The organism is Pedobacter paludisoli, from assembly GCF_052344095.1.
GTDB lineage: Bacteria > Bacteroidota > Bacteroidia > Sphingobacteriales > Sphingobacteriaceae > Pedobacter.
The window spans coordinates 2,312,034-2,334,957 of sequence record NZ_CP179926.1 but is presented as its reverse complement, the minus strand read 5'-3'; the positions used below and the strand labels follow the sequence as shown (position 1 = coordinate 2,334,957).

Annotated in this window: 19 protein-coding genes; 15 read left to right on the top strand and 4 right to left on the bottom strand. The window is 37.3% G+C overall.

Annotation, left to right across the window (positions count from 1 at the left end; genetic code table 11):
• The first annotated feature begins 128 nt into the window (after nt 1-128).
• Genes ACJVDK_RS09455 through ACJVDK_RS09445 form a run of 3 tightly spaced genes read left to right on the top strand, consistent with a single transcriptional unit; the run spans nt 129 to nt 4,167 of the window.
• A complete protein-coding gene (locus tag ACJVDK_RS09455) occupies nt 129-2,321 on the top strand; it encodes a hypothetical protein (protein WP_443936431.1) in 2,193 nt (730 codons plus the stop codon).
• A 46-nt stretch (nt 2,322-2,367) separates the two neighbouring features.
• On the top strand, nt 2,368-3,015 hold the full coding sequence (locus ACJVDK_RS09450) for an NAD-dependent epimerase/dehydratase family protein (RefSeq protein ID WP_443936430.1): 648 nt from the start codon (nt 2,368-2,370) through the stop codon (nt 3,013-3,015).
• A 30-nt stretch (nt 3,016-3,045) separates the two neighbouring features.
• Nucleotides 3,046-4,167 carry an FUSC family protein gene (locus ACJVDK_RS09445; RefSeq protein WP_443936429.1) on the top strand — a complete coding sequence of 374 codons (1,122 nt, stop codon included), beginning with the start codon at nt 3,046-3,048 and terminating at the stop codon, nt 4,165-4,167.
• A 138-nt stretch (nt 4,168-4,305) separates the two neighbouring features.
• Here ACJVDK_RS09445 and hutI read toward each other — a convergent pair whose 3' ends face one another.
• The 4 genes from hutI to ACJVDK_RS09425 are packed head-to-tail and all read right to left on the bottom strand — an operon-like array spanning nt 4,306 to nt 9,237.
• Nucleotides 4,306-5,535, bottom strand: coding sequence for an imidazolonepropionase (gene hutI / locus ACJVDK_RS09440; protein ID WP_443936428.1), 1,230 nt, complete (start codon nt 5,533-5,535; stop codon nt 4,306-4,308).
• A complete protein-coding gene (gene hutU, locus ACJVDK_RS09435; protein WP_443936427.1) occupies nt 5,532-7,208 on the bottom strand; it encodes a urocanate hydratase in 1,677 nt (558 codons plus the stop codon). The genes hutI and hutU overlap by 4 nt, the downstream gene beginning before the upstream one ends.
• Nucleotides 7,186-8,742 carry a histidine ammonia-lyase gene (hutH, locus tag ACJVDK_RS09430; RefSeq protein WP_443936426.1) on the bottom strand — a complete coding sequence of 519 codons (1,557 nt, stop codon included), beginning with the start codon at nt 8,740-8,742 and terminating at the stop codon, nt 7,186-7,188. The genes hutU and hutH overlap by 23 nt, the downstream gene beginning before the upstream one ends.
• 6 nt (nt 8,743-8,748) lie before the next feature.
• Nucleotides 8,749-9,237, bottom strand: a complete 489-nt coding sequence (locus ACJVDK_RS09425; protein WP_443936425.1) for a MarR family winged helix-turn-helix transcriptional regulator — start codon at nt 9,235-9,237, stop codon at nt 8,749-8,751.
• Between the two features lie 392 nt (nt 9,238-9,629).
• On the opposite strand from ACJVDK_RS09425, the gene ACJVDK_RS09420 reads away from it, so the two are divergent.
• The 12 genes from ACJVDK_RS09420 (at nt 9,630) to ACJVDK_RS09365 (ending at nt 22,910) form a co-directional block, all read left to right on the top strand.
• Nucleotides 9,630-9,848: a hypothetical protein gene (locus ACJVDK_RS09420; protein WP_443936424.1), complete on the top strand. Its 219-nt coding sequence runs from the start codon at nt 9,630-9,632 to the stop codon at nt 9,846-9,848.
• 179 nt (nt 9,849-10,027) lie between these two features.
• Nucleotides 10,028-10,525, top strand: coding sequence for a phosphoheptose isomerase (locus ACJVDK_RS09415; protein ID WP_443936423.1), 498 nt, complete (start codon nt 10,028-10,030; stop codon nt 10,523-10,525).
• 160 nt (nt 10,526-10,685) lie between these two features.
• Entirely contained in the window at nt 10,686-11,414 is a 729-nt protein-coding gene (locus ACJVDK_RS09410; RefSeq protein ID WP_443936422.1) for an acyl-CoA desaturase, read from the top strand.
• Nucleotides 11,415-11,778: 364 nt separating this feature from the next.
• Nucleotides 11,779-14,244 carry a TonB-dependent receptor domain-containing protein gene (locus ACJVDK_RS09405; protein WP_443940017.1) on the top strand — a complete coding sequence of 822 codons (2,466 nt, stop codon included), beginning with the start codon at nt 11,779-11,781 and terminating at the stop codon, nt 14,242-14,244.
• Nucleotides 14,245-14,661: 417 nt separating this feature from the next.
• Nucleotides 14,662-15,918: an O-antigen ligase family protein gene (locus ACJVDK_RS09400; RefSeq protein WP_443940016.1), complete on the top strand. Its 1,257-nt coding sequence runs from the start codon at nt 14,662-14,664 to the stop codon at nt 15,916-15,918.
• A complete protein-coding gene (locus ACJVDK_RS09395; RefSeq protein WP_443940015.1) occupies nt 15,915-17,369 on the top strand; it encodes a hypothetical protein in 1,455 nt (484 codons plus the stop codon). The genes ACJVDK_RS09400 and ACJVDK_RS09395 overlap by 4 nt, the downstream gene beginning before the upstream one ends.
• A 13-nt stretch (nt 17,370-17,382) precedes the next feature.
• Entirely contained in the window at nt 17,383-17,904 is a 522-nt protein-coding gene (locus ACJVDK_RS09390; RefSeq protein WP_443940014.1) for a hypothetical protein, read from the top strand.
• A 75-nt stretch (nt 17,905-17,979) separates the two neighbouring features.
• Entirely contained in the window at nt 17,980-18,501 is a 522-nt protein-coding gene (locus ACJVDK_RS09385) for a hypothetical protein (RefSeq protein WP_443940013.1), read from the top strand.
• A gap of 179 nt (nt 18,502-18,680) precedes the next feature.
• Nucleotides 18,681-19,172 carry a hypothetical protein gene (locus ACJVDK_RS09380; protein WP_443940012.1) on the top strand — a complete coding sequence of 164 codons (492 nt, stop codon included), beginning with the start codon at nt 18,681-18,683 and terminating at the stop codon, nt 19,170-19,172.
• A 32-nt stretch (nt 19,173-19,204) separates the two neighbouring features.
• On the top strand, nt 19,205-20,317 hold the full coding sequence (locus ACJVDK_RS09375; protein ID WP_443940011.1) for a clostripain-related cysteine peptidase: 1,113 nt from the start codon (nt 19,205-19,207) through the stop codon (nt 20,315-20,317).
• A gap of 38 nt (nt 20,318-20,355) precedes the next feature.
• Nucleotides 20,356-21,888: a hypothetical protein gene (locus ACJVDK_RS09370; RefSeq protein WP_443940010.1), complete on the top strand. Its 1,533-nt coding sequence runs from the start codon at nt 20,356-20,358 to the stop codon at nt 21,886-21,888.
• Nucleotides 21,879-22,910, top strand: coding sequence for a hypothetical protein (locus ACJVDK_RS09365; protein ID WP_443940009.1), 1,032 nt, complete (start codon nt 21,879-21,881; stop codon nt 22,908-22,910). Before ACJVDK_RS09370 ends, ACJVDK_RS09365 begins: the two co-directional genes overlap by 10 nt.
• The last annotated feature ends 14 nt before the right edge of the window (nt 22,911-22,924 follow it).

The following is a 22,924-nucleotide window of genomic DNA, read 5'->3' as shown; positions in this document are numbered from 1 at the left end:
CCATTTTGGAAGGAATATTCCCACGCATCCGCTACAATACAGTTAATTTTATGCTACCGAAAGTGCCCATTTATGGATGATTAACATAAACGAGGTTGCTTATAAATCTTATTCTTAGAAATGCTGATATGAAAAAGCTTGAAATCAATTTTGATCAGGGTAGAAAAGTATATTCCGTTGCTATATTTCTGATTAGTCTTTTTTTATTTACAGGAGTAGCTTTTGCTCAAACCACACCAACAGAAGATATCGGGTGGCCGCGTCAAATTAAAAAAGATGGGGGTACCTTGGTGTATTATCAGCCCCAAATAGATGATTGGAAAGAATATAAAAATTTGTCTTTTCAAATGGCTTTTTCTTTAACACCAAAAGGAGGAAAGCCCATTTTAGGAGTATCATCATTACAAGCTAGTACGCTCACCGATAAAGAAGCGCGTACCGTTTTTATTCGTGGATTGGACGTAATGGATGTGCGTTTTTCATCCCTCGGAGTCGATTCGGTTGCACAAATGACCGTACTTTTTAAGGAGTTGGTTCCTGGAAATGGCGAAACTATTTCACTTGATAGGGTTCTTGCCGATTTAGATCGAAGCAAAACGCAAAATAAGTCGGTTAATTTAAAAACAGATCCCCCGCAAATTTTTTACAGTACCACACCAGCAATTGTACTAACCATTGAAGGCGACTCTGCCTTGTTAGCACCCATCGAAAATTCAACATTAAAATATGTTGTCAATACCAATTGGGATGTTTTTTTCGATCAGAAAGGGAAGGAATATTACTTTCTCGCAAAAAATGTATGGTTAAAAGCGAAAGACTATCGCGGTCCATGGGTAAAAACAACTGCCCTTCCAGCCGAATTTAGTAAGCTGCCCACTGGACAGAATTTTGATGAAGTAAAGAAAATGATTCCTGCAACAACGAGTGCGGGAGCGCCTAAAGTATTTTTTAGCAATAAACCAGCGGAGTTGTTGTTGATAAATGGAAACCCAATATACACAAAGATTACAGGAACAAGTTTATCGTATGTTTCGAACACCAAGAGTGATATATTTTTGGATAACGCTGCCAAAAAATATTATATACTGCTATCAGGACGATGGTATCGTTCTGCGGTAATTACCGGTCCTTGGGTGTATGTAAAGGATAAATTACCGGCCGATTTTGCGAAAATCCCGGATAATACGGTTAAAACGCACGTGCTTTCTTTTGTTCCTGGAACCATTCAGGCATCGGATGCCGTTTTGCTTGCACAAGTGCCGGTAACCGCTATTGTGACCAAATCAGAAGTGGAAGCCAAAGTTAAAGTGGTGTATAATGGCGATCCAAAATTTGCTCAAATCGATTCTACACAATTGTTATATGCTGTAAATACAACATCTAAAGTAGTGAAATGCCAAGATGATTACTACTTATGCGACAATGCGATTTGGTTTATATCCAAAGATCCACGAGGACCTTGGAAAGTGGCTGATTCAATTCCAAAAGAAATTTATACGATTCCGCCAAGTTCACCGGTGTACAACGTCATCTACGTAACGCAAACGAATTCAACTGAAACAACGGTTGAAAGTAGTTATACGGCAGGTTACATGGGGATGTTTATTTTTGGGGCGTGTATTGCCTACGGTACCGGTTGGTATTACCCTCCATATATGTGGTGGGGACCTGGAATGTATTATCCGTTTTACAATCCTTGGCCATGCGCATGGGGTTCCGGGGTTATGTATAATCCTTGGACAGGAGGATGGGCGGCAGGAAGAGCCTATTACGGGCCATACGGATATGCGCGTTCTGCAGCAGGGTATAATCCCGCAACCGGACGTTATGGACATGTGGCTACAGCGCAAGGTTGGTACAATGGAAGAACTGTTGCTGGTACCTACAACCCTTGGACCGGCGGCTATGCAGGAACCAGTCAAGGACATAGTCCGTACGCGCAATGGGGAACTTCTGTTGCCGGACGCGGAAATCAATGGATTCAAACCGGGCACGTTTCAACGGGTGCAGGAACAGCTTTTGGGTATCATACTTCCGGTGGTCGCACGGGTATAATAGGACCCAACGGAACGAAAGTTGTAAATGGTAAAAATGGAACCTTTGCTGGGCATGATGGAAATATTTACCAACGCGATGCAAATGGAAACTGGAATAAATATGAAAAAGGAACATGGCAAAAAAATCATCCAAGTAATCCAAGTACGGGTGGATTAAACCAAAGATTTCAATCGCGTCAAAGAGGACAAGTTCAAACACAACGATTCCAGAATTTCCAACGTGGAGGAATGGGAGGTGGTTTTAGAGGCGGAAGAAGAAGATAAAAGCAGAAAGCTTTGATTTAATCCAATTGAATTTTTAATATTGAGGATGAAAATTATACTTACAGGAGCTACTGGAATGGTAGGAGAGGGCGTTTTGTTAGAATGCTTGAGCAATGATGTTATCTCTGAAGTTTTGGTAGTCGGCAGAAAATCCTATCCATTGCAACATCCTAAATTAAAAGAATTAATTGTTCCTGATTTTTTAAAAATAGCAGATTTTGCAAACGATTTAACAGGATTTGATGCTTGTTTTTTCTGTGCCGGAATAAGTTCTATAGGCCTTAATGAAGCGGAGTATACACGAATAACCTACGATACAACAATAACTTTTGCGCAAGTTGTTGTTGAACAAAATCCTCAAATGGTTTTCAATTATGTAACCGGTACAGGTACCGATAGTTCAGAACAAGGTAAGATTATGTGGGCACGCGTTAAGGGTAAAACAGAGAATGATTTAATGAAAATTGGATTTAAGGCGGTTTATAATTTCCGTCCATCTTTAATGCTGCCAACTGAAGGACAAAAGAATGTTAAAACTTTATATCGAGTTTTAGCCAGTGTCTTGAAATATGTGATGCGAAAAACGACTATTCATCTGAGCGATTTAGCCAAAGCCATGATTCTCACCGTTCAAGAAGGATATCCCACACATGTTCTTCGTGTAAGCGATATAAAGAAATTGACGAAGTCTTAATTTGTACGCTATTTTGCTAAAAAGATGTAAATGATGCAGTTTATTACCTCCATACGCGATGTTGTTAAAAATGAGTTTCGCGATTTATGGATAATTAATAAAACCGATAGAGTTTGGCATTTTCCGGCATTGGCTGGAGTTTCAGTAGCAACGGCAGTCTTTTTGATTTATTTTTTTTACGGATACACGAATGCGATGTTAGGCTGTATAGGTGGAATTGTTTCTTTACAAATGCCGAAGGGAAGTATTAGTAGACGCATGAATACCTTGATTATTTGTTCATTTGGATATGTTTTCAGTATGGCTGTAGGACTCGTTTTTAGTCAGTTTCTACTGTTTACTCCACTTGTTTTAGCTCTTTTTGCCTTTGCAACCAATTATTTGGTTAATAAATTTAAATTGCCTCCACCGGGGAACTTTTTTTTCATCGTAATTGCCGCAATGGCGCTGGGTATGCCTTTTAATTTGGAAATGATTCCGATGCGAATGGGTATGGTTGCCATGGGAACACTCAGTACCGTACTAATTGCCTTTTTGTATTGCCTCTTGCTCGACAAGAAATCGTTAGTGGAAAACCACAAGGAAATCAGACCGAGATGGGTTTTTGGTAATTTAAGTACTTCTATCACCGTTGGAGTTGTAGTAGGGATATCGTTGTTAGTAGGTGTTGTGTTTAATTTTCATAAACCGTATTGGTTGGCAATTTCCGCAATAGCCATTATTCAAGGCTCCTCGGTTAGGCATGTTTGGCAGCGCAGCAAACACCGTATTTTAGGGACCATGGTAGGGCTATGTCTCAGTTATTTTTTGTTCAAATTAAGTTTTAATCCAATTTATGTTATTTTAACCATTGCCGTATTGCAATTCATTATTGAGATGTTAATTGTGCGCCATTATGCCTTGTCGGTGGTTTTCATTACTCCGATGACTTTGCTTATGGCAGAATCAGCTTCCGTTATCGCTCAGAATTCTTCTACCGATTTACTACATACCCGTTTTATTGATATTATGGTGGGTTCACTGATAGGTTTAATTGGTGGTTATTTTTTACATCACCAAAAAATTCAGGCTCAAGCAAGCCGCCGAATGAGGACTTTGTTTATTGCCACCAATCAAATCCAGCGTATAAGGAAAAGACCGGCTAGAAATTGAAGGTTTAGCCGCTGTTTGGTAAAAAGATAGTATTTGCTTCAAGTACTTTTCTCAAAACTAAACAATATCGCTGATTTTGTAGGGATTGGTTTTGTAACACGTATTAATCATCTTCACAAAGCTTAATAGAACACTATCTCAATGAATTATTTCTCCGTTTTTCCAAACGCGAGTAGGTTTTAATTTGCCCTGATGATACAAAATTTCGCGGTAATCCTCACAAGGGTAGGCTTGCATATCCGCTAACATTTCAGGAGCAAGACTTCCTCTATCTTCCAAATGAAGGGCTGCAGCTGCACGATATGTTAATCCCGCGAATGTTTCAGCAGCACTTAATTTTTCGGCAGCAGCCATAACAGCAGCTTGTAAAAGTAAATCGCCCATTGGCGCCGAACCCGGATTCCAGTCACTAGCGATGGCCAAACAGGCTCCAGCATCCAATAATTTTCTAGCCGGAGTATAATTCATCCCTAAGCCAAGTGATGCCCCGGGTAAAGTAACGGCAACCGTCTCGGATTGTGCCAGCATAGCAATTTCTACATCACCGCTTGCTTCTAAATGGTCGGCAGAATGAGCATGCATCGTAACCGCAACTTCACTTCCACCAACACTAAATTGATCGGCGTGAACGGTTATGTCGAAACCCATTTCTTTTGCCTGTGACAGGTAAATAATTGCTTCTTCAGGAGTAAAAGCACTTTTTTCGATAAAAATGTCCACTCTTGAGGCTAAGTTATCTTCTTTTACAATGGGTAAGAGATCTTTTAAAACCTGTTGCAAATATGCTGCAGCAGTTCCTTCAAAATCTTTCGGCTTCATGTGTGCTGCAAGCGAGGTAGCAATTAAATCGGCGTTCTCCAGCGCATTCGCCTCCTTTATTGCACGCAATTGCTTTAGTTCATCTTCTATATTTAAACCATAACCACTTTTAACTTCAATAGTGGTTACGCCTTCAGTTAAGTGGCGTTTAATCCGATTGCGTAAAAGACGAGTTAATGTAGCCTCATCAGCTACTCTGGTTTGTGTAACCGAATCCCAAATGCCCCCCCCGGCTTCGGCAATTTCTAGATACGTCTTGCCGGCATTGCGCATGGCATAATCGCGCGCTCTGCTTCCTGCAAAGCAGATGTGTGTATGGCAATCGATAAAACCAGGCAACAACACGCTTGGTTCGGTTATTTCTTCTAGTAATGCAGTAGGATGCGCGAGAGCTAACTGCTTAAAATCCCCAATTTCAAGAATTTTTTCATCTTCAATTACCACACCGCCTTGAGCAATGATGTTTAATTGTTCATCGGACAGTGCCCCTTTTAACGGTAATCCAGAAAGGGACACAATTTGACTAAAAGGGCCAATTAATTTTTTCATGACCAAACTTTTAAGTTGAATTTCTCCGCCCATTCTTCCGCTTTGTCGTAACCTGCGTCGTTGTGACGGAAGATACCCATGGCTGGATCATTGTGTAAGACACGTTTTAGGCAGGTTTCCGCGCGTTCGGTTCCGTCGGCAAGTACCACCATTCCGGCGTGCTGCGAATAGCCCATTCCCACGCCACCACCATGATGAAAGGAAATCCAAGTAGCGCCACCCGAGGCATTGGCCATTAAGTTAAGTAAAGGCCAGTCAGATACCGCATCCGAACCGTCTTTCATGCTTTCCGTTTCACGATTTGGTGAAGCTACCGAGCCACAATCCAAATGATCGCGACCAATTACAATAGGGCCTTTTACTTTTCCTGTTTTTACCAAGTCGTTAAACAATAAACCCGCTTTTTCACGTTCGCCCATGCCAAGCCAGCAAATGCGCGCTGGTAATCCTTGAAAGGATATTTTATCTTGTGCCTTTTCCAACCATTGTAGCAAAGGTTTATTTTCTGGAAAAGCTTCCATTAATGCACGATCGGTTGTGTAAATATCTTCAGGATCGCCTGATAAAGCCACCCATCTGAAAGGGCCTTTCCCTTCGCAAAATAATGGACGGATATAGGCTGGTGTAAAGCCGGGGAAATTAAAAGCGTCTTTTTCACCTCCCTGACGTGCAAATTCGCGTAAGTTATTCCCATAATCAAAAGTAACCGCACCAGCCTTTTGTAAGTGAAGCATGAAACCAACGTGTCGAGCCATGCTTTTTAAGCTAGCGGCTTTATACGCTTCAGGGTTACTTTTACGCAACTTTTCTGCTTCACCCAGACTTAACCCATTCGGTACATAACCGTTAATGGGATCGTGCGCGGAGGTTTGGTCCGTTAAGATATCGGGTACGAGATTATCTTGTATTAATTTTTCAAGTAAATCGCCCGCATCACTTACCAATCCAATGGAAATCGCCTCTTTCTTTTGAATAGCTTCTTTTACCCATTGGATAGCTTCCTCATAGGAGTGCGTCATTTTATCAATGTACTGCGTGTCTACCCGTTTTTGAATGCGCGATGCATCTACATCAGCACCCAAAAATACGGCTCCGGCCATGGTTGCCGCTAAAGGTTGAGCACCACCCATGCCTCCTAAACCAGCACTTACCACCAACTTTCCGCTTAAATCACCATTGAAATGTTCAGTGCCACAAGCGACGAAGGTTTCATAGGTACCTTGTAAGATACCTTGTGTTCCAATGTAAATCCAGCTTCCAGCGGTCATTTGGCCATACATCATCAGCCCTTTGGCCCGCAAATCGTTAAAATGTTCCCAATTGGCCCATTCGGGCACTAAATTACTATTAGCAATGAGCACACGTGGTGCCTCAGGATGACTGCGAACAATGCCAACTGGTTTCCCTGATTGTACCAATAAAGAATGGTGTTCGTCTAGCTCTAATAGAATTTCGATAATCTTTTGCAGCGATTCTACATTCCGCGCAGCTTGTCCAATTCCACCGTAAACCACCAATTCATCGGGGTTTTCGGCTACTTGTCCGTCTAAATTGTTCAATAGCATGCGTAAGGCAGCTTCGGTTTGCCAGTTTTTAGCATGTAAATTCATCCCGGTAGGGGCTTTATAAACGGGATGATTGGCGTATGTATTAATAAATTCTGAAGTCGTCATGGTTTAGGTTGATATGGTGCGTGGCTGCGGTTTCGTTGGCAACCGTTAAAAATGTACCGTTAATAATTAATTGATGCAGTTGTTTCATGTCGTCTGCAAAAATGCGATCGTCTTCAATGTAAGGCACATGTTGGCGAACTAAATCGTAACAAGCTTCGATGATTGGAGTCGATTTTAGGGGTCTTCTAAAATCCATTGCTTGCGATGCATACAACAATTCAATGGCTTGAATATGTTCAAGATTATCCAAAACCTGATGAAGCTTGCGTCCGCTAATTGAACCCATTGACACGTGATCTTCCTGACCTAAAGAGGTTGGTACGCTATCGGCACTTGCAGGGAAACACAAAGTTTTATTTTCGGTAACCAAGGCTGCGGTAGTGTATTGTGGAATCATCAAGCCTGAATTGAGTCCTGCGTTGTTTACCAGTAATTTAGGTAAGCCATATCGGCCTTCACTCATTAAATAACAGCGGCGATCAGCAATATTACCCAATTCGGCGGCGGCTACTGTTGCATAATCTAAAGGCATAGCCAAGGGCTGACCATGGAAATTACCACCACTAATGGTGTCCTCAGCACTAAAAATAATGGGGTTGTCGGTAACAGAATTCAATTCAATTTCGGTCATTTCTTTCAAATGCAACCAAGCATTTCGAGAACTTCCGTGAACTTGTGGAATGCAGCGAAGCGAATAGGGGTCTTGTACCCGGTCGCAATTCACATGCGAAGTATTAATTTCTGATTCGTTTAATAAAGTAGATAGGCGTTTTGCTACGTGGATAGTGCCTTTGAAAGGACGAATAGCATGTAAACGTGCATCGAATGGACGTGCAGAGCCCATTAATCCCTCAACCGACATAGCACCAATTAAATCGGCACGATCAAGTGCTTCCGATAAACGTTGTACGGCTTTGATAGCAAACGATAAAATAAACTGCGTACCATTAATCAACGCTAGGCCTTCTTTTGGTCCTAAAATTAAGGGAGCCAAATGATGTTGATTTAAAATTTCCCTGCTTGCTTGCCATTTGCCATCCATAAACACTTCTCCTAAACCGATAAGCGGTAAGAACAAATGCGATAGGGGCGCCAAATCGCCCGAAGCACCTACAGAGCCTTTCTCGGGTACGAAGGGGATAATATCGTTATCAATGTGCCAAATAATGCGTTCTAGCGTTTCAAGAGCTACACCCGAAAAGCCTTGCGAGAGTGCATGCACCTTCGATATCATCATTAATTTAGCAATTTCAAGCGGAATAGGATTGCCTACGCCAACACTGTGACTACGTAAAATGTTGCTTTGAAGTAAGCTTGTATCTGCCTCCGATATTCCCGTATCGCACAGGGGGCCAAAGCCGGTATTGATACCGTAAACAGGATGTTTGGCCGCAACAATTTTCTTTACTTCTTCCCTCGATTGTAGAATTTTCTTTTTAGCGTGCTCGCCAAGTATTCCTTTGGTTTTTCCCGAAGCAATGTCGAGGCAAGTACCAACACTTAAGTGGCTAGTTCCGTAAATAAATGTATTCATGGTTATTTAGGCTGGTGTTTTTTCGTTCGTAATTAATTGAATGAGTTTATCGCTTTGAAAGGCCGTTTCCAGTAGTTCTATAGCCGGAAGTATGCCTTCATGATTTGGTACATTTATCAGCATATCGTCCATGGCCTGGTTAATTTGGCCCCAAATGGGTTTTACTTGCGCAAGTAGCAATAAGCCTTTTTCACTAAGCGATATGAATTGCTTACGGCCGTCATTCGGATTTGGTGCAGATACTACATAGCCTTTTTGCTTTAATAGTGAAATAAGTTGACTAATGGCGGCATACGACACTTCAATTCGTTCGCCTAATTCGCGCTGCGATAACTGCTTGTTTTGATCGAGAAGATAAAAAATTGGAAACCAAGATGCTTCAAATTCAATACCTTCTTGCTGATAGGCTTTTCCTACGGCCAATAAGAACGCCTCGCTTATTCTGCGTAAGCGACTTCCCAAAGCCAGAAACCCCAATTCTTGATAAAAGCTCATAAGTATGTTTTAATCAAATTTAGTTAAGTACTTAACTAAATGCAAATTTTTCAGAAATTTTCTTTTTGGTCTACTATCTACTAATTACTAAAGAAGGAAGGAGGTTTTTTTATGAAGTATGTAAGTACTTTATTTAAAGTGTTCTATACGCGTGGTAAAAAAATGTCTTGTCTGTTTTTTTTTGTATTTGGTTGATTTATAGGTGATTGTTTTATATTTATTCCTATATCATTTAAAATTAAATATTGGTCTTATAGAAATAAAAGTTTACTCTTTTTAGGAATTATATAGGTTTTTTATTTGATAATAATCAACATGAAAATAAACTTTTAGTCTTAATTGTTGTATCATTAATTAGTATAAATTTTAATTTTGTGAGTAACTAAAACGGTATGAAAGCTACACTTAATTTATTTTTACGAAAGGTAAATCAACTGAATGGTTACGGCGATATGGACACGTATCGGTTGGTAAAGGAGTTTAAGCAGTTAACGAATGCTTCAGAATTGGTTTTTCTACAATTATTAAAAGAGTTATCCAATCCTGATACATGGAGCCAAGGTAAAGAGCACTTCATTCAGGAAATTACAAACAAAATTCCAAAAGAATAATATATTACCTATAAATGCAAAGGATGAGAAGGCAGCTTCTTTCATCCTTTTTTGTTTTTCAATGGGTTACGGTTTTGTTTGATTCATGGAGGATATAAAAATTTTTAATGCGTGAAGACATAAAAAAATAAAATCTTAACGCCATTTTCAATTTTTAAGCATTACTTTTACAGCCAATTATGACGAACGATAAAAAAGAATTATTCGATAACGTTGCGCAACGTTTAAAAATTGAAGGCTTTAATGTTGTAAATCGCGATGAAACACGCCCTTGGGGAGGTTTTTTCGTAATCGACGAAGCACAAGCGCAACAATTTGCAGATACTTATTTCGATGGTTTAGATGTAAATAGTTTAAAAATTGGCGGTAAATTAAGTCCGAAAGTTTTAATTGTAGCTCCTAACACCCGCCTTTCTTGGCAATATCACCACCGCAGAGCCGAAATTTGGCAAGTAGTAACCGGTACTGTTGGTATTAAAACCAGTCAAACCGATGAAGAAGGTGAAGTAAAGAAATACCAACCAAAAGATCAAATTAAATTACAACAAGGCGAGCGTCACCGTTTAATCGGCTTAGACGATTGGGGAGTTGTAGCCGAAATTTGGCAACATACGGATGCTTCAAATCCATCTGACGAAAACGATATCGTTCGTGTTCAAGACGATTTTGGCAGATAATTCGTTATGAGTAGATAAGGCCTTTCCTGCTAAGTAAATGCCTTATCTACCTATCAATTTGCTGAAAGATAGCATAATATCTACAGCTTTTTTACTTTACCCCTTATTCAGTGGGCAAATTTGCTCCACCTAAAATGGTTCCTTGTGAACACAAAAATTCATGATTATACTTTTATTTTTTCTGGCACATTGGTTTTTGTCGCTGTTTAGCCAAACATTTTTCTTGCATCGCTATTCATCGCATAAAATGTTTAAGATGAATGTGTTTTGGGAGCGGTTTTTTTACCTTGTGCTCTTAATTTCTCAAGGTTCATCCTTCCTAAATCCACGCGCGTATGCTATTCTACATCGGATGCATCACGCCTATAGCGATACCGAGAAAGATCCACATTCACCACATTTTTTTAAGGATGTTTTTAGAATGATGTGGGCTACAAAAAGCATGTATCTAAACTACTTGCATTTTAAAGTAGAGCCAGAACCTGCATTTCGCGGGTATTACCCAGAATGGCCTTTGATAGATAGAATAGGTGACTCATGGTTCTGGAGAATCTTTTGCGGACTTTTTTACATCGCTTTCTATATTGTATTTGCCGATTACTGGTGGATGTATTTGTTATTGCCGATTCATTTTTTAATGGGGCCTTTACACGGAGCCATTGTGAACTGGTGCGGCCATAAATACGGGTACTCGAATTATGATAATGATGACCATAGTAAAAATTCACTTCCATGGGATTTTCTGTTGATGGGTGAATTGTTCCAAAACAACCACCACAAAAAACCGAATAGTCCAAACTTTGCTACAAAATGGTGGGAGTTTGACCCTACGTATCCGGTAATGAAAGCGCTTCACTGGATGAAGATCATTAAAATACGTAAAATTTAATCTTACGGAACAAGCGAAATACGAGCGATTTTACATTATTTAAATGTAAAGTCGCTTTTTTTTTAAAAAGAGTCTGTGATAGCTTAATTTCCATGGGTTAAGAGGGCGCCAAAGACCTTTTTGCCTTTAAGAAACAGGGTTTAATTTTTTGAAATCATCATTTTTTATAAATAGTGTAGCTATTGATTGACAACTTGATGGGTTAAAATACCCTTTTTTGTTTTAGGGTTTTTGATAGGTTATATTTTTAACTGTAAAAGTTTGATATTTGCATCAAATTAACGACTTTACATAGCTAAATGTTACATTTTTTTGTAACAAATTGGCGTGTGAATAGACTAAATTAAAAGCTTAACTTCTATAAATGAAAAAACTTCTACTACTATCTTTTTTTCTTTGTTTTTACTATTTTTCTAAAGCACAATTTCCGGGGGCAACGTTGGGGGGAGCAAAGAAATCTACTGTTACTGGCCGTGTTTCTGTAGTAGTTCTCGATTCGGCCACAAAAAAGCCGGTAGATTATGCAACAATATCGCTTGTAAATGTCAAAAGTAACAAATCTGTGGGCGGCGGGGTTACGGATGAAAAGGGAAAAGTAACGCTTCAAAATGTATCGCCAGATACGTACAAATTGTTAATTGGCTTTATTGGATATAACACCAAAAGTATTACCGTTAGTACTACACCTTCAAAACCAGATGCCAGTCTAGGAACCATTTACCTTTCTTCAACTGCCAATTCATTGGCCGAAGTACAAGTACAAGGAACCAAAGCCTTAATTGAAAATAAAATCGATCGCATGGTTTACAATGCAGAGGCCGACGGAACAAATGCCGGGGGCGATGCTACGGATGTGATGCGAAAAGTACCAATGTTATCAGTAGATATAAGCGGAAACGTACAATTACGCGGTGCATCTGTTCGCGTGTTAATCAATGGGAAACCATCTGGTACCATGGCGAATAGCGTGGCTGATGCCTTGAAAATGATCCCTGCTGAACAAATCAAAAGTGTAGAGGTCATTACCAGCCCATCTGCAAAATACGATGCAGAAGGCTCGGGAGGGATCATCAATATTATCACCAAAAAATCAAATGCACAAGGTGTAAGTGGAAGCGTAAGTGCATCTGTTGGTACGCGTGCAAATAACGGGGCGTTTAACCTAACGGCTAAAACAGGCCGCTTAAGTATGAACACCTCTTTGGGTAGAAACTATTCGTATCCACAGGAATCGGCAGTAAACAGCGTTAATAAAACAATTAAGAACAACATAAGCTCCGAAGTTTATCAAGATGGTTACTCAGATTGGTCGCGCAATGGGAGCAACGGAAGTATTGGCTTAGATTACGATTTAAATGCCTACAATAATTTTAGCACCACAGCCAAATTTAGTCGTTTTGCAAATGGAGGGCCCGGGTACTACAAATACACGGTAAATGGGGCAGAGGCAACCAATGAAACCGATTTTGAAATGCAGCAAAATAACGTCGATTGGAATGTTGATTACAAGAAAACCAGCAAAAAAGAAGGTGAAGAATTTTCTATTTCGGGTCAGTTAACCAGTGGGCGTGTACCTCAAACAAATAGTAATTCCATCACTCCTATTGGTCAACCGCAGGTACAACCTGCCATCAACAACAATACGGGTAAAAATAACGAGTATACCATACAAACAGATTATACATATCCTTTTACACCTTCAACAATTTTAGAGGTAGGCGCAAAAGGGATTTTCAGAAATTTTACCAGTCAATTTGATAATTCACGTCAAGATTTTGAGTACAATCAAAATGTAGCATCGTTATACAGTGTTATAAGCTTTCAATTAAACAAGAAATTAAGCTTTAAAGGTGGTTTACGTGCCGAATACACTAAAATTGATTTTAACACTATCACCAATGGTATTGAAAAAAATGATTACCTAAATCTATTTCCCAGCGCCATTTTAGCACAAACCCTTAAAGGAAGTTCTACTTTAAAATTAAGTTACAACCGTCGGGTGCAAAGGCCAACACAAAATTATTTAAATCCGTATTACAACGATAGCGACCCATTCAACGTGCGTGTAGGTAATCCGCAATTAGACCCCGAATTAAGCGATAACTTAGAATTGGGATATTCTACTTACATTAAAGGTTCCATCATCAATGCTTCGATATTTTATCGCCGCACGGCAAATATTATTGAAAGCTCAATCACTCCCATTAACGACCCCATAAGTTCAACATTGGTAACTGCAACGGTGCCACGTACGCTAAATACGTTCATTAACGTAGGTACTTCCGAAAGTTTTGGTTTTAACGTATTTGGTTCTTATAATCCAAAACCGAAATGGACTTTAATGAGTAATTTTGGTGTTAACACCTACGAAGTAAGCAACATTCAAACCAATGTGGCTACTCAAACCTATTTAAATTATAATCTATTTCTGCGTTCAGCATATGGTTTTGGTAAAGGCTATAATTTCGAACTTTTTGGTGTTATTACATCCGCGCGCAGAACCTACCAAGGTAAAACAGATGGTTTTGTTTTTTATGGCGCCTCCATCAAACACGAAATTCTTAAAAAGAAAGGAAGCATTGGTTTAAATACCTTAAATCCATTCACCAAAGATTTGAAGATTTTTACCGAAAATAACTCCGTGAATGCATCGGGTTCTGTATATCAAAAATTAGAGGTGTATTACCCGCTACGCTCATTTGGCGTTAATTTTAGCTACAGCTTTGGTAAGTTAAAATACACCGAAAAGAAAAAGATTAAAAACGATGACATCAAGCAAGAGCAGCAACCTGGTCAAAACGGCGGGATGAACGGCATGCAGCAAAACTAAAACTCACCCAAATTAACAATAATCGAAGTCTCAAAGGCCCTTGCTTTTGGGACTTTTTTTTGAAAAGCAAGGACAGCAGTTCTGGCAACAACAGCCCTTCTTTCCGCTCTATCTTTTTGGCAAAAAAGCCAAAAAGTATGCCGCTGCAATAAGGTTTAGAGTGGTTAATTCTCTGCAGAATGGCACAGGAAAAATAGTAGGTTCTTCATAATTCCGATTGGTTTTTAACCAATGCTTATACTACATTTCTTACAGTATATCCTTGACAAATCATTGCATTTTTATTGATAGCCACCATATCACCTTAGTTTTTGTAAGTTAAATTTGTATTATTTATTAAATTGTTAAGAATTATTACTTATTTAATAATGTATTTTTTAAAGTATCATAAGTAGTTTTGTTTTGATTATTTATGATATGTTTAAATCCACTTCACTTTCCGTTTTAGTTGAAAAGTTGAAAGTACGCCATGTAATTTTATGTGCATGGGTTTTGGTTGCTATACTTTATGATAACAGGTCTTTACTTATTGGGACAGTTTTTTTAGGGCTGATGTATTTTATTAGGACTAAAATCAATGAATTCTCGAAGACGAAAATTTATTTAATAGCAGGTGTGTTTTTTTTGTTTTCGATTTTACTTGCGTTTTTCCATAAAGCCGATTCAACTTATGGGCGAGTTTTGATTTATAAAGTGTCAGGAAGAATGTTTTGTGATAGTGGTTTTTTGGGAGTCGGATTTGGTAATTTTAAGGCTTTATACACACCATATCAGGCTCAATATTTTAAAACAACTTCATCGCTTTTTAATAGAGAAACAAATTTGGCTGATAATACATATTATCTGTTCAATGATTATTTGCAAGTAATTTTAGAACTCGGAATATTCGGATGGCTGATAAATATTTTATTTTGGATTACAGTAGTGAGAGCTATTAAATATTTTTTCGCTCACCAAATCAATGTAGTAGAGGAGCTTTCTTTGGTAATTTTGTTGCCAATTATTATAGGGGCGCTTTTCAATCATTTTTTCGAAAGAATTTGGGTGCAGTGTTTATTCCTTTTGGTGTTCCCTCAAATAATACAGTTAAGGTTCAAAAAAAATATACTTCCCAAATACACTCTTTTTACAAGTTATTTATGTTTTTTTGTGCTGTTTGGCATCCTTCATTGTGAAAAAATTAGGTTCTATAGCTCTAATAGAAAGCTTAAAGAAGCTAAATTGCTTGCTTCATGTGGATATTCTATTGAATCACTAAAGTTACTTAATACAGTTCAGGAAGATTTTAAACAGGTAGCTGTCTATAACCGTATATATGGAAAATTGCTGTATCAGACTGCTCATTATAAAGAAGCTTTGCCGTATCTGTTAAGTACGAATAAAGAACTTCCTTCTTCCGATTTATCGACGTTAATTGGCTGTTGCTATCGGTATTTAAACAAATACAATGAGGCATTGCTGTATTTTAAAGAAGCCATTTCAATGACTCCAAATCGCTTCATTCCTAGAAACGAGTTACTATCAACGTATATCAATTTAAAAGAATTTGAGTTGGCTAAGGCTGTTGCCTTAGAAATAGCTAGGTTACCTATAAAAGTACCGTCTCAACAAATCTTCGACATTAAAACAAATGCAAATCAATTTTTAACCATTAACCAAATATCAATTAAATGAAAAACAAAATTACGCTATTTTTATTGACCGCAGTAATGGGTCTTTTAATCTATTCCTGTAAAAAGGAGTTTTTTAGTAATGATGAAACAAAGTCAACTGCTAAACTTTCCATTGCAGAAGCTCGTGCCTATTTTAAAAAATTAAATTTACAAAGCAAATCAACAAATGAAAATTTGTCGGATGAATTAACCAGCCAAGTAAAACCTTTTTGGCACAAAGCCATTGAAGGTAGTACAATGATTAGTTCTTTTGTTGAAGCCCCTTTACAATTACATGGGACAACTTTTTCATTATTTGCTTTTGATGAATATGGCGAATCGATACCCGTAGATAAAACCATAAGTAAATATGTTTTTAAAAGGTTAATTATGTATAAGCAAACTACAGGGACGATCGTGTCTAGAGTTTTAACCTATGTTCCCGATAAATCGTATCTTGAGAAAAACAAGTACGATGCTACAAATGCGAGGATAACAGATTTGAATGGTTTCACGGGATATATTCAAGTACACACACTGGATAATCGGCCAATTTCTATTTATAAATATTTAAATGGTAAAGTGATAACGCATGTGAAGTTATTTAGAAATCGTACAAAGATGGGAGATAGTTCAGCACTAAAAACCAAAGGATGGCAAATATCTTGTAGCCCACAGTTTCAATTAATCTGTTCAGGGAGTGGTGGGGAAGATACACCAGAAGGTGCTGATAAGCAGTGTGTAATGCAGCAAATTGGGGAGACTTGTGACATGGTATGGGTTCCGGATCCGGTAACTCCAACTGAGCCTGGGGAGAAAGATGAACCAACGAATCCAACTGAAGAGGAGACTAGCACAGAAGCTAATCGCGATATACTTGAAGACTTAGATAAATATCCATGTGCAAAAGCTTTGGTAGGAAAAATGCCAAGTTTAAAAAATAGTATAATATCTTTGATAAATAAGGCCTTTGGAAAAAAATCAATGAATGATTTGCGTTTTCGAGCTGACGATGCATTAAAAGGCACTTTAGTTGATGGTAGATTTAAGGATATTAATTATACTCCTAATAATGAGGGTGTTTTTTTTGTTGATTTAAACCCGGATGTTCTGAATAATGCAAGTCAAGAATACATTTTAGTTACGATGTTTCACGAAGCTTTGCATGCATATGTAGAATATTCTAAGAAAACAATGTCACCAAGTGAATTTAAGGCTGCTTTTGGTGAGTTAAGTTCAAATGGGGGACGGACTCTTTTTAAAGAAATTGATGGTCATTTTGAATTAGCTGCAAGCAATTATCTCAGAGGGCTTCAAGATGCCATTCTCTCATTTAACCCTAATTATGATCCTGGTAGAGCTTATGATTTAGCGCAGGGAGGTGTTGTGGAATTATCACCAGCTTCCAAGAAAGTTAATGATCAAGAGCGCGATACTTCAGTTCCAGGATATACGGGAACAAAATGCCCATAGTAATTTTGCAATTATGAAAAATATTAAAAAACTTCTATTACTTCAATTCATGCTGTTTTTTTGGGTAAATGTAAATGCCCAAAATGCTAAAATCGAAAGTAAGAATCAACTTGTGAAGGATATCATTAAATTTTTATTGCGTCAGGGAAGAACCCCTGCCTATAAAGATAGTTTAGATATGTATTCATTTAATCTCAAAATACTATTGAAGAGGACAGGGAATTTCGTTAAAGTTTCTGATATTGTTTTTAGCGACAGTATAGGCCACACAGTAATTCCAGGATACCAAAATCTCCGAAAATTTAAATATGAACCATTAATGGTCGGAAAGGTTAAGGCAACAATTCTAATACCCATTTTGGTACTCATAGATCCAAAACATGGTAATAATCCTAAATTAAAGACTATTAACATAAGTTCGGATACTTATGGAGCATCTATTAATTCGCTTCTATACCCAAGCAAAGTGCAAGAAGATATTATTTTGTTTCCACTAATATCAATTGTTAACCTTGATATTAAATGCCCTAAATGACTTTTTGTCGCTTCTTGGTAGATAAAAGGTGTATCAAGCTATACAGAACCAAATGCCCCCCAAATAAAGAGTATTATGAAAAAATATATAACGATACTATTTGCGCTTTTCTTCTTTAAACAGGGAATAGCACAAACATCTAGTAAAGATGCCAAACATGCAGAAATAGTAAAAATAATGAAGACTCTTGCTTATTTAGGTACTGCCCAAGCTCTATCTGAAAAAGATAGCGTTCGTACTTTTAGTTTGAAGCTGAAATTGAAAAAAAATAAAGGCTCTGCTTTTGTATCTGATATCTTATTTACTGATAGTATTGGGTATACATTATTTCCAAACATTAACAGGATGAAAACATTAAAATACGATTTACTTGTAGGTAAAGGAGAAGAGGTAACTCTTTTAATTCCAATCTTGGTATTTAACAGTTCAAAAAATATAAGAAATCCTGAAATAAGGGATATTCAGTTTAGTCTGAATTCTTTCAAGAGCGCTGTTTTGTCTTTGTTTTATCCAGATACACTTCAAGAAAGAGTAACCATATTTCCAGTTTTTTATATGTATAGCGATAAGTTAAGCTGTGGTAGTATGCTAAATTAGAGAAGCTATTCGTCTAACTCCAAAAAACTTTTTGGAGTTAGACGAATCTTATTACTGCCGGCTTTGGTAGGTTTCTGAAATAAAATATAATGCTCCGTGCTCTTCTTTTAATGGAATTAACTTAGGTTGGTGCTCATCTCGATGAATTAAGAACGAATCAAACATTAAAACAAATTCATATGTCTTTAAAAGTCGGTTCTATTATAACTGTATGTGTAATGTTTTTTATGATTACTCTTGGGTATTCTGAAAGTTCAAAGGCACAAAGCAACAATCCGATGCTAAATGATTTAAATGAGGCTATTGCAGTTAAAATAATCTATAATAAAAGCCATCTTCAAAGAGAAAGCTGTAAACTAGAAAGTTTTAGCGTGAACGATTTTCCTGTCAAGATTGTCCCGCGAATAGCTTTAATTAACACATTAGTGCCTCATCCTGCATTTGAATTGATAGAGACAGATACATTGATTGTAATCCAAGCAGATGCTAAGGGCTTTGAAGATCTGTTTTTTGAAAAAAATGATGATTTGAAATACGATGATAATTATTACTTGGAGGCGATCAAAATCAATGAGCAGGAAGATAAGGTTTCCGTTTTTACCCATATTTATCGCAAAGTTAGGGTTTTCTTTGTCGAATGTAAAGAGTCAAGGTTTGTTATTGTTGATTAATAGATTAAGTGCAAGATAAAATGTATAAACGAATGAAAGTGAATAGAATACCAATATTTGCAATTTTTTTAATTGGTTTTACATTTTTCGGGTGTAAAAAAGAGCCGATTGAGAAACCGCTTGTTTTATCAGAAAGGACGGTCTTAATGTATCTTGCGGCAAATAACAATTTGAGAGAGGATGCTGTAAATAGCATTAATAAAATGGAAAAAGGTGCTCAAAAGTTGAATGGAAATCTAATTGTTTTTGTGAAAACCAGTTCAAATAAATCGGTGCTGCTAAAAATAAAATATGATAATACCGACCAAATTGTTAGCGATACAGTTATGATTTATGGTTCTGAAAATTCTTCTGATCCACAATTTTTAGCGCAGGTAATTAAGGATTCTAGAAGGATGTACCCTGCAAAATCTTATGGATTGGTGATGTGGTCGCATGCAACTTCCTGGAGTCCTCCAACTATTAAAGTTAAATCATTTGGAAGTGATCGGAACTATGAAATGGATATTAAGGATTTCAAAAATGCATTGCCTTCAGATTTTGAGTACATTCTTTTCGATGCCTGCTCAATGGGAAGCATTGAAGTAGTTTATGAACTTAAAGATAAAGCTAAGTACTTACTTGTTTCTCCGTCAGAGGTGTTGTCTACTAGCTTTCCTTATGATTTAATCACGCCATTTTTTTTTGGTGATGAGGAAGATCTAAAAAATATTTGTAGAGATTTTATAGCCTTTTATTCTTCTCAAACGGGTGAATCTGCTTCTGCAACGGTTTCATTAATTAAGACTAATGAATTGGAACTTCTTGTTCAATACACAAAGAGACTTTTAAATTCAACCACACTTTCGAAACCAATTGATTTGTCAAATATTCAGCGGCTTGATTTTGCAAGTACTTCACCAGTTCCAGCGTATGATTTTATTGATTTTCTTCAAAAAAATTACAGTCAGCAAGATTATCAAATAGTCGAAGACCAACTAAATAAAACGGTAATATTTAAAGGTCAAACGGATTATTTTTTTGAACAGCCAATTAAGAAATTCTGCGGTTTGTCTGTTTACTTACAAAATAAGGATACTTCCTTTTCTGATTATTATCGGAGCTTAACCTGGTACAATAGGTCGGGCTGGAATATTCTTTTTTAGTATGCAATTTAATATTCTAAGATATGCCGTTTAGCCAAATGCAAAATCAACAAAATTTTATTTTTAAAGCAGTATTGCCTCTTTTTATCGTATCCTTTTTGATTGGTTGTAGCAATTCTAAACTATTGAAAGAGTCATTTCAAATTGCAGGCACAAACAAAGGAGAACTGCAAGCTGTGTTGGAGCATTTTAAGTCAGATCCAAATCCTCAAAAGCTTGATGCTGCAAAATATCTTATTGTTCAAATGAAGTACCAGTATCATAAAGAGGGAAACTCAATTAAAAGATACGATAGTTTAATTAATGTTTTAGGAAACCTGTCCATAGGGAGAATGGAGGAACTAGGCGCTATATGGGATAGTCTAAAGAGAGAATTAAAGCCTCCACTGATTGATGATACCTATTCAGTGTGTGATTTGAAGAGAATTTCAGCAGAAGACTTAATTAGTCACATTAATTCTGCGTTTAACGCATGGAGTAAGCCATGGGCAAGAGATTTATCTTATTCAGATTTTTGCCGATATATACTGCCTTATAAGTTGGTAGAAGAAAAACCCGACAAATGGATGAAGGAATTACAACAGCGATATGAATCATTGTGGAGCGTAAATTTCTCGGAGAACAATAGCTACAAAATGTGTCTTAAGGTAAATGCTAGGCTAAAGAAAGATTTTAAGATACGGTCTTTTCCTTCTTTCGTTGATTTGAACTTTCATGACCTCGATCGCCTTAAATCAGGAAAATGCTTTCATGCTACACAATATAGTTCTTATGTAATGCGTGCTCTTGGTATTGCGGTTGTAATGGACTTTACACCCTATTGGGGAAATATGAACGGAGGCCATGAATGGAATGCGTTGATATATAAGAATCGACCTGTGCCTTTTATTGGGTCTGAATCTGATCCTGGCTTAACAAAAATTGATTTGGCTAGACAAAGAAAAAGGGCTAAAGTTTTTAGAAGGGTATTTAATTATCAGACTAATAGCTTAGCGGCTTTAGCTCAAGACGATTTGGAAATCCCAGCGGTTTTTAGAAGTTCACATATTATAGATGTGACTGCCGAGTACATTCCAGTTTCTACCATTGTAATAAATAACCTGTCCTTAGTTCAAAAAAGTAAGGTTTTATACTTGTGCGTTTTTAATCGTCAAAAATGGGTGCCTACTGCTTGGGCGAAAATAAATAGTAATAAGTCAGTTTTTTTAAATATGGGACGGGATATTGTATATCTCCCAGCATTTTATCAATACGGGGAACTAACGCCTGTAGGCTTTCCTGTTTTTTTAGGTAAGGATGGTAGATGCAAAGTACTTAAAGACGATGGTAAAAGAACAAAACTTGTAGTGAGAAGCAAAAGTCCTGAGGGGCCAAATATTTTAAAAGGACAAGAATATGAACTGTTGATTTGGAATGGTAAATGGAAAATGCTGAATAAATCAATTGCTTCTGCTGACTCAATTGTATATTCTAAACTCCCTACAAATGCATTGTACCGTATAAAAAGTAAAGATAAGGCCTCTAAAGAGAGAATTTTTATGATTCAAAATGAAAAGCAGGTATGGAAATAAGGAATTTGTTTTTGGCCTTAACAATTGGGATGCTTATTTACGGTTGTAATCGAAATAAAAAAGTTAACATTGCTTACGGACGAGTTCAAAGCATGGTTGATATTGTAGATACTTTAACTTTATCAAAAAAGATGGCGGTTCATATTTATTGTACTGGCGAGCTTAAGCCTGAGTGGTCAAATGTAGGGAGACAATATATTGGGCAATCAGACGATATAGAGATTTTTTATAGGCGGAGAAATAATAAAGAAAATAAAATCGTATTCAAATCTTCCGATAGAAAAAAGGATACACTCAATCAGGTGATTAATCATGTAAAGTGTTTTCGGACATATGATAAACACTTAAGGAAGTATTTAGCTCTGGTTACAATTCCTTGCGCATTGGTTTTAGACCAGGCTGTTCCTGGCCGTTGGTTTGAATTCGATGTTGCAATTGGTGATAATGATGATGGAATTAAACAAAAAGCAAAACTTTGCTGGGCGGCGAATACAGATCCCTTATCTCAGAAAGCATTTTTAGGGCGAATGATCCTTGCTGGTAGAGGAAAAGTATCTCCTAAAGACTCTGTAGCGGTGGCAAGAAACATTTCGAATCTTACAACTGAATTAGCCGATTGTCCACGTTATTCCATAAAGAAATTGGTTGCTGGTCAAGTCAATGATGAGGCAGATTTTTCTGCATTTTATCGTGCTGCTTGGGATAGAGATAATATTTATCTGAGCTTTGAAATTTTCGATTCTAAAAATGAGCAGTTCAGAAAGGAAAATTTGGTTAAAGATGACAATTTTGTAGATAAAGGCTGGATAGAAGATATAAATGGTAAAAAAATCTGGCAAATGAGTTTATTAAATACTAAGCATGGGGGAGGAGCACTAAAAAATCAATACTGTGATACAATATTGAGCTTAAGCACTGGAAAATACATTGTGAAATATACCTCCGACGAATCTCATTCATGGAATAATTGGGATGCCGAACAACCCCATCTGAAGTTTTGGGGTATTAAGATAACTCAATAGGTAGATTCTTAGTC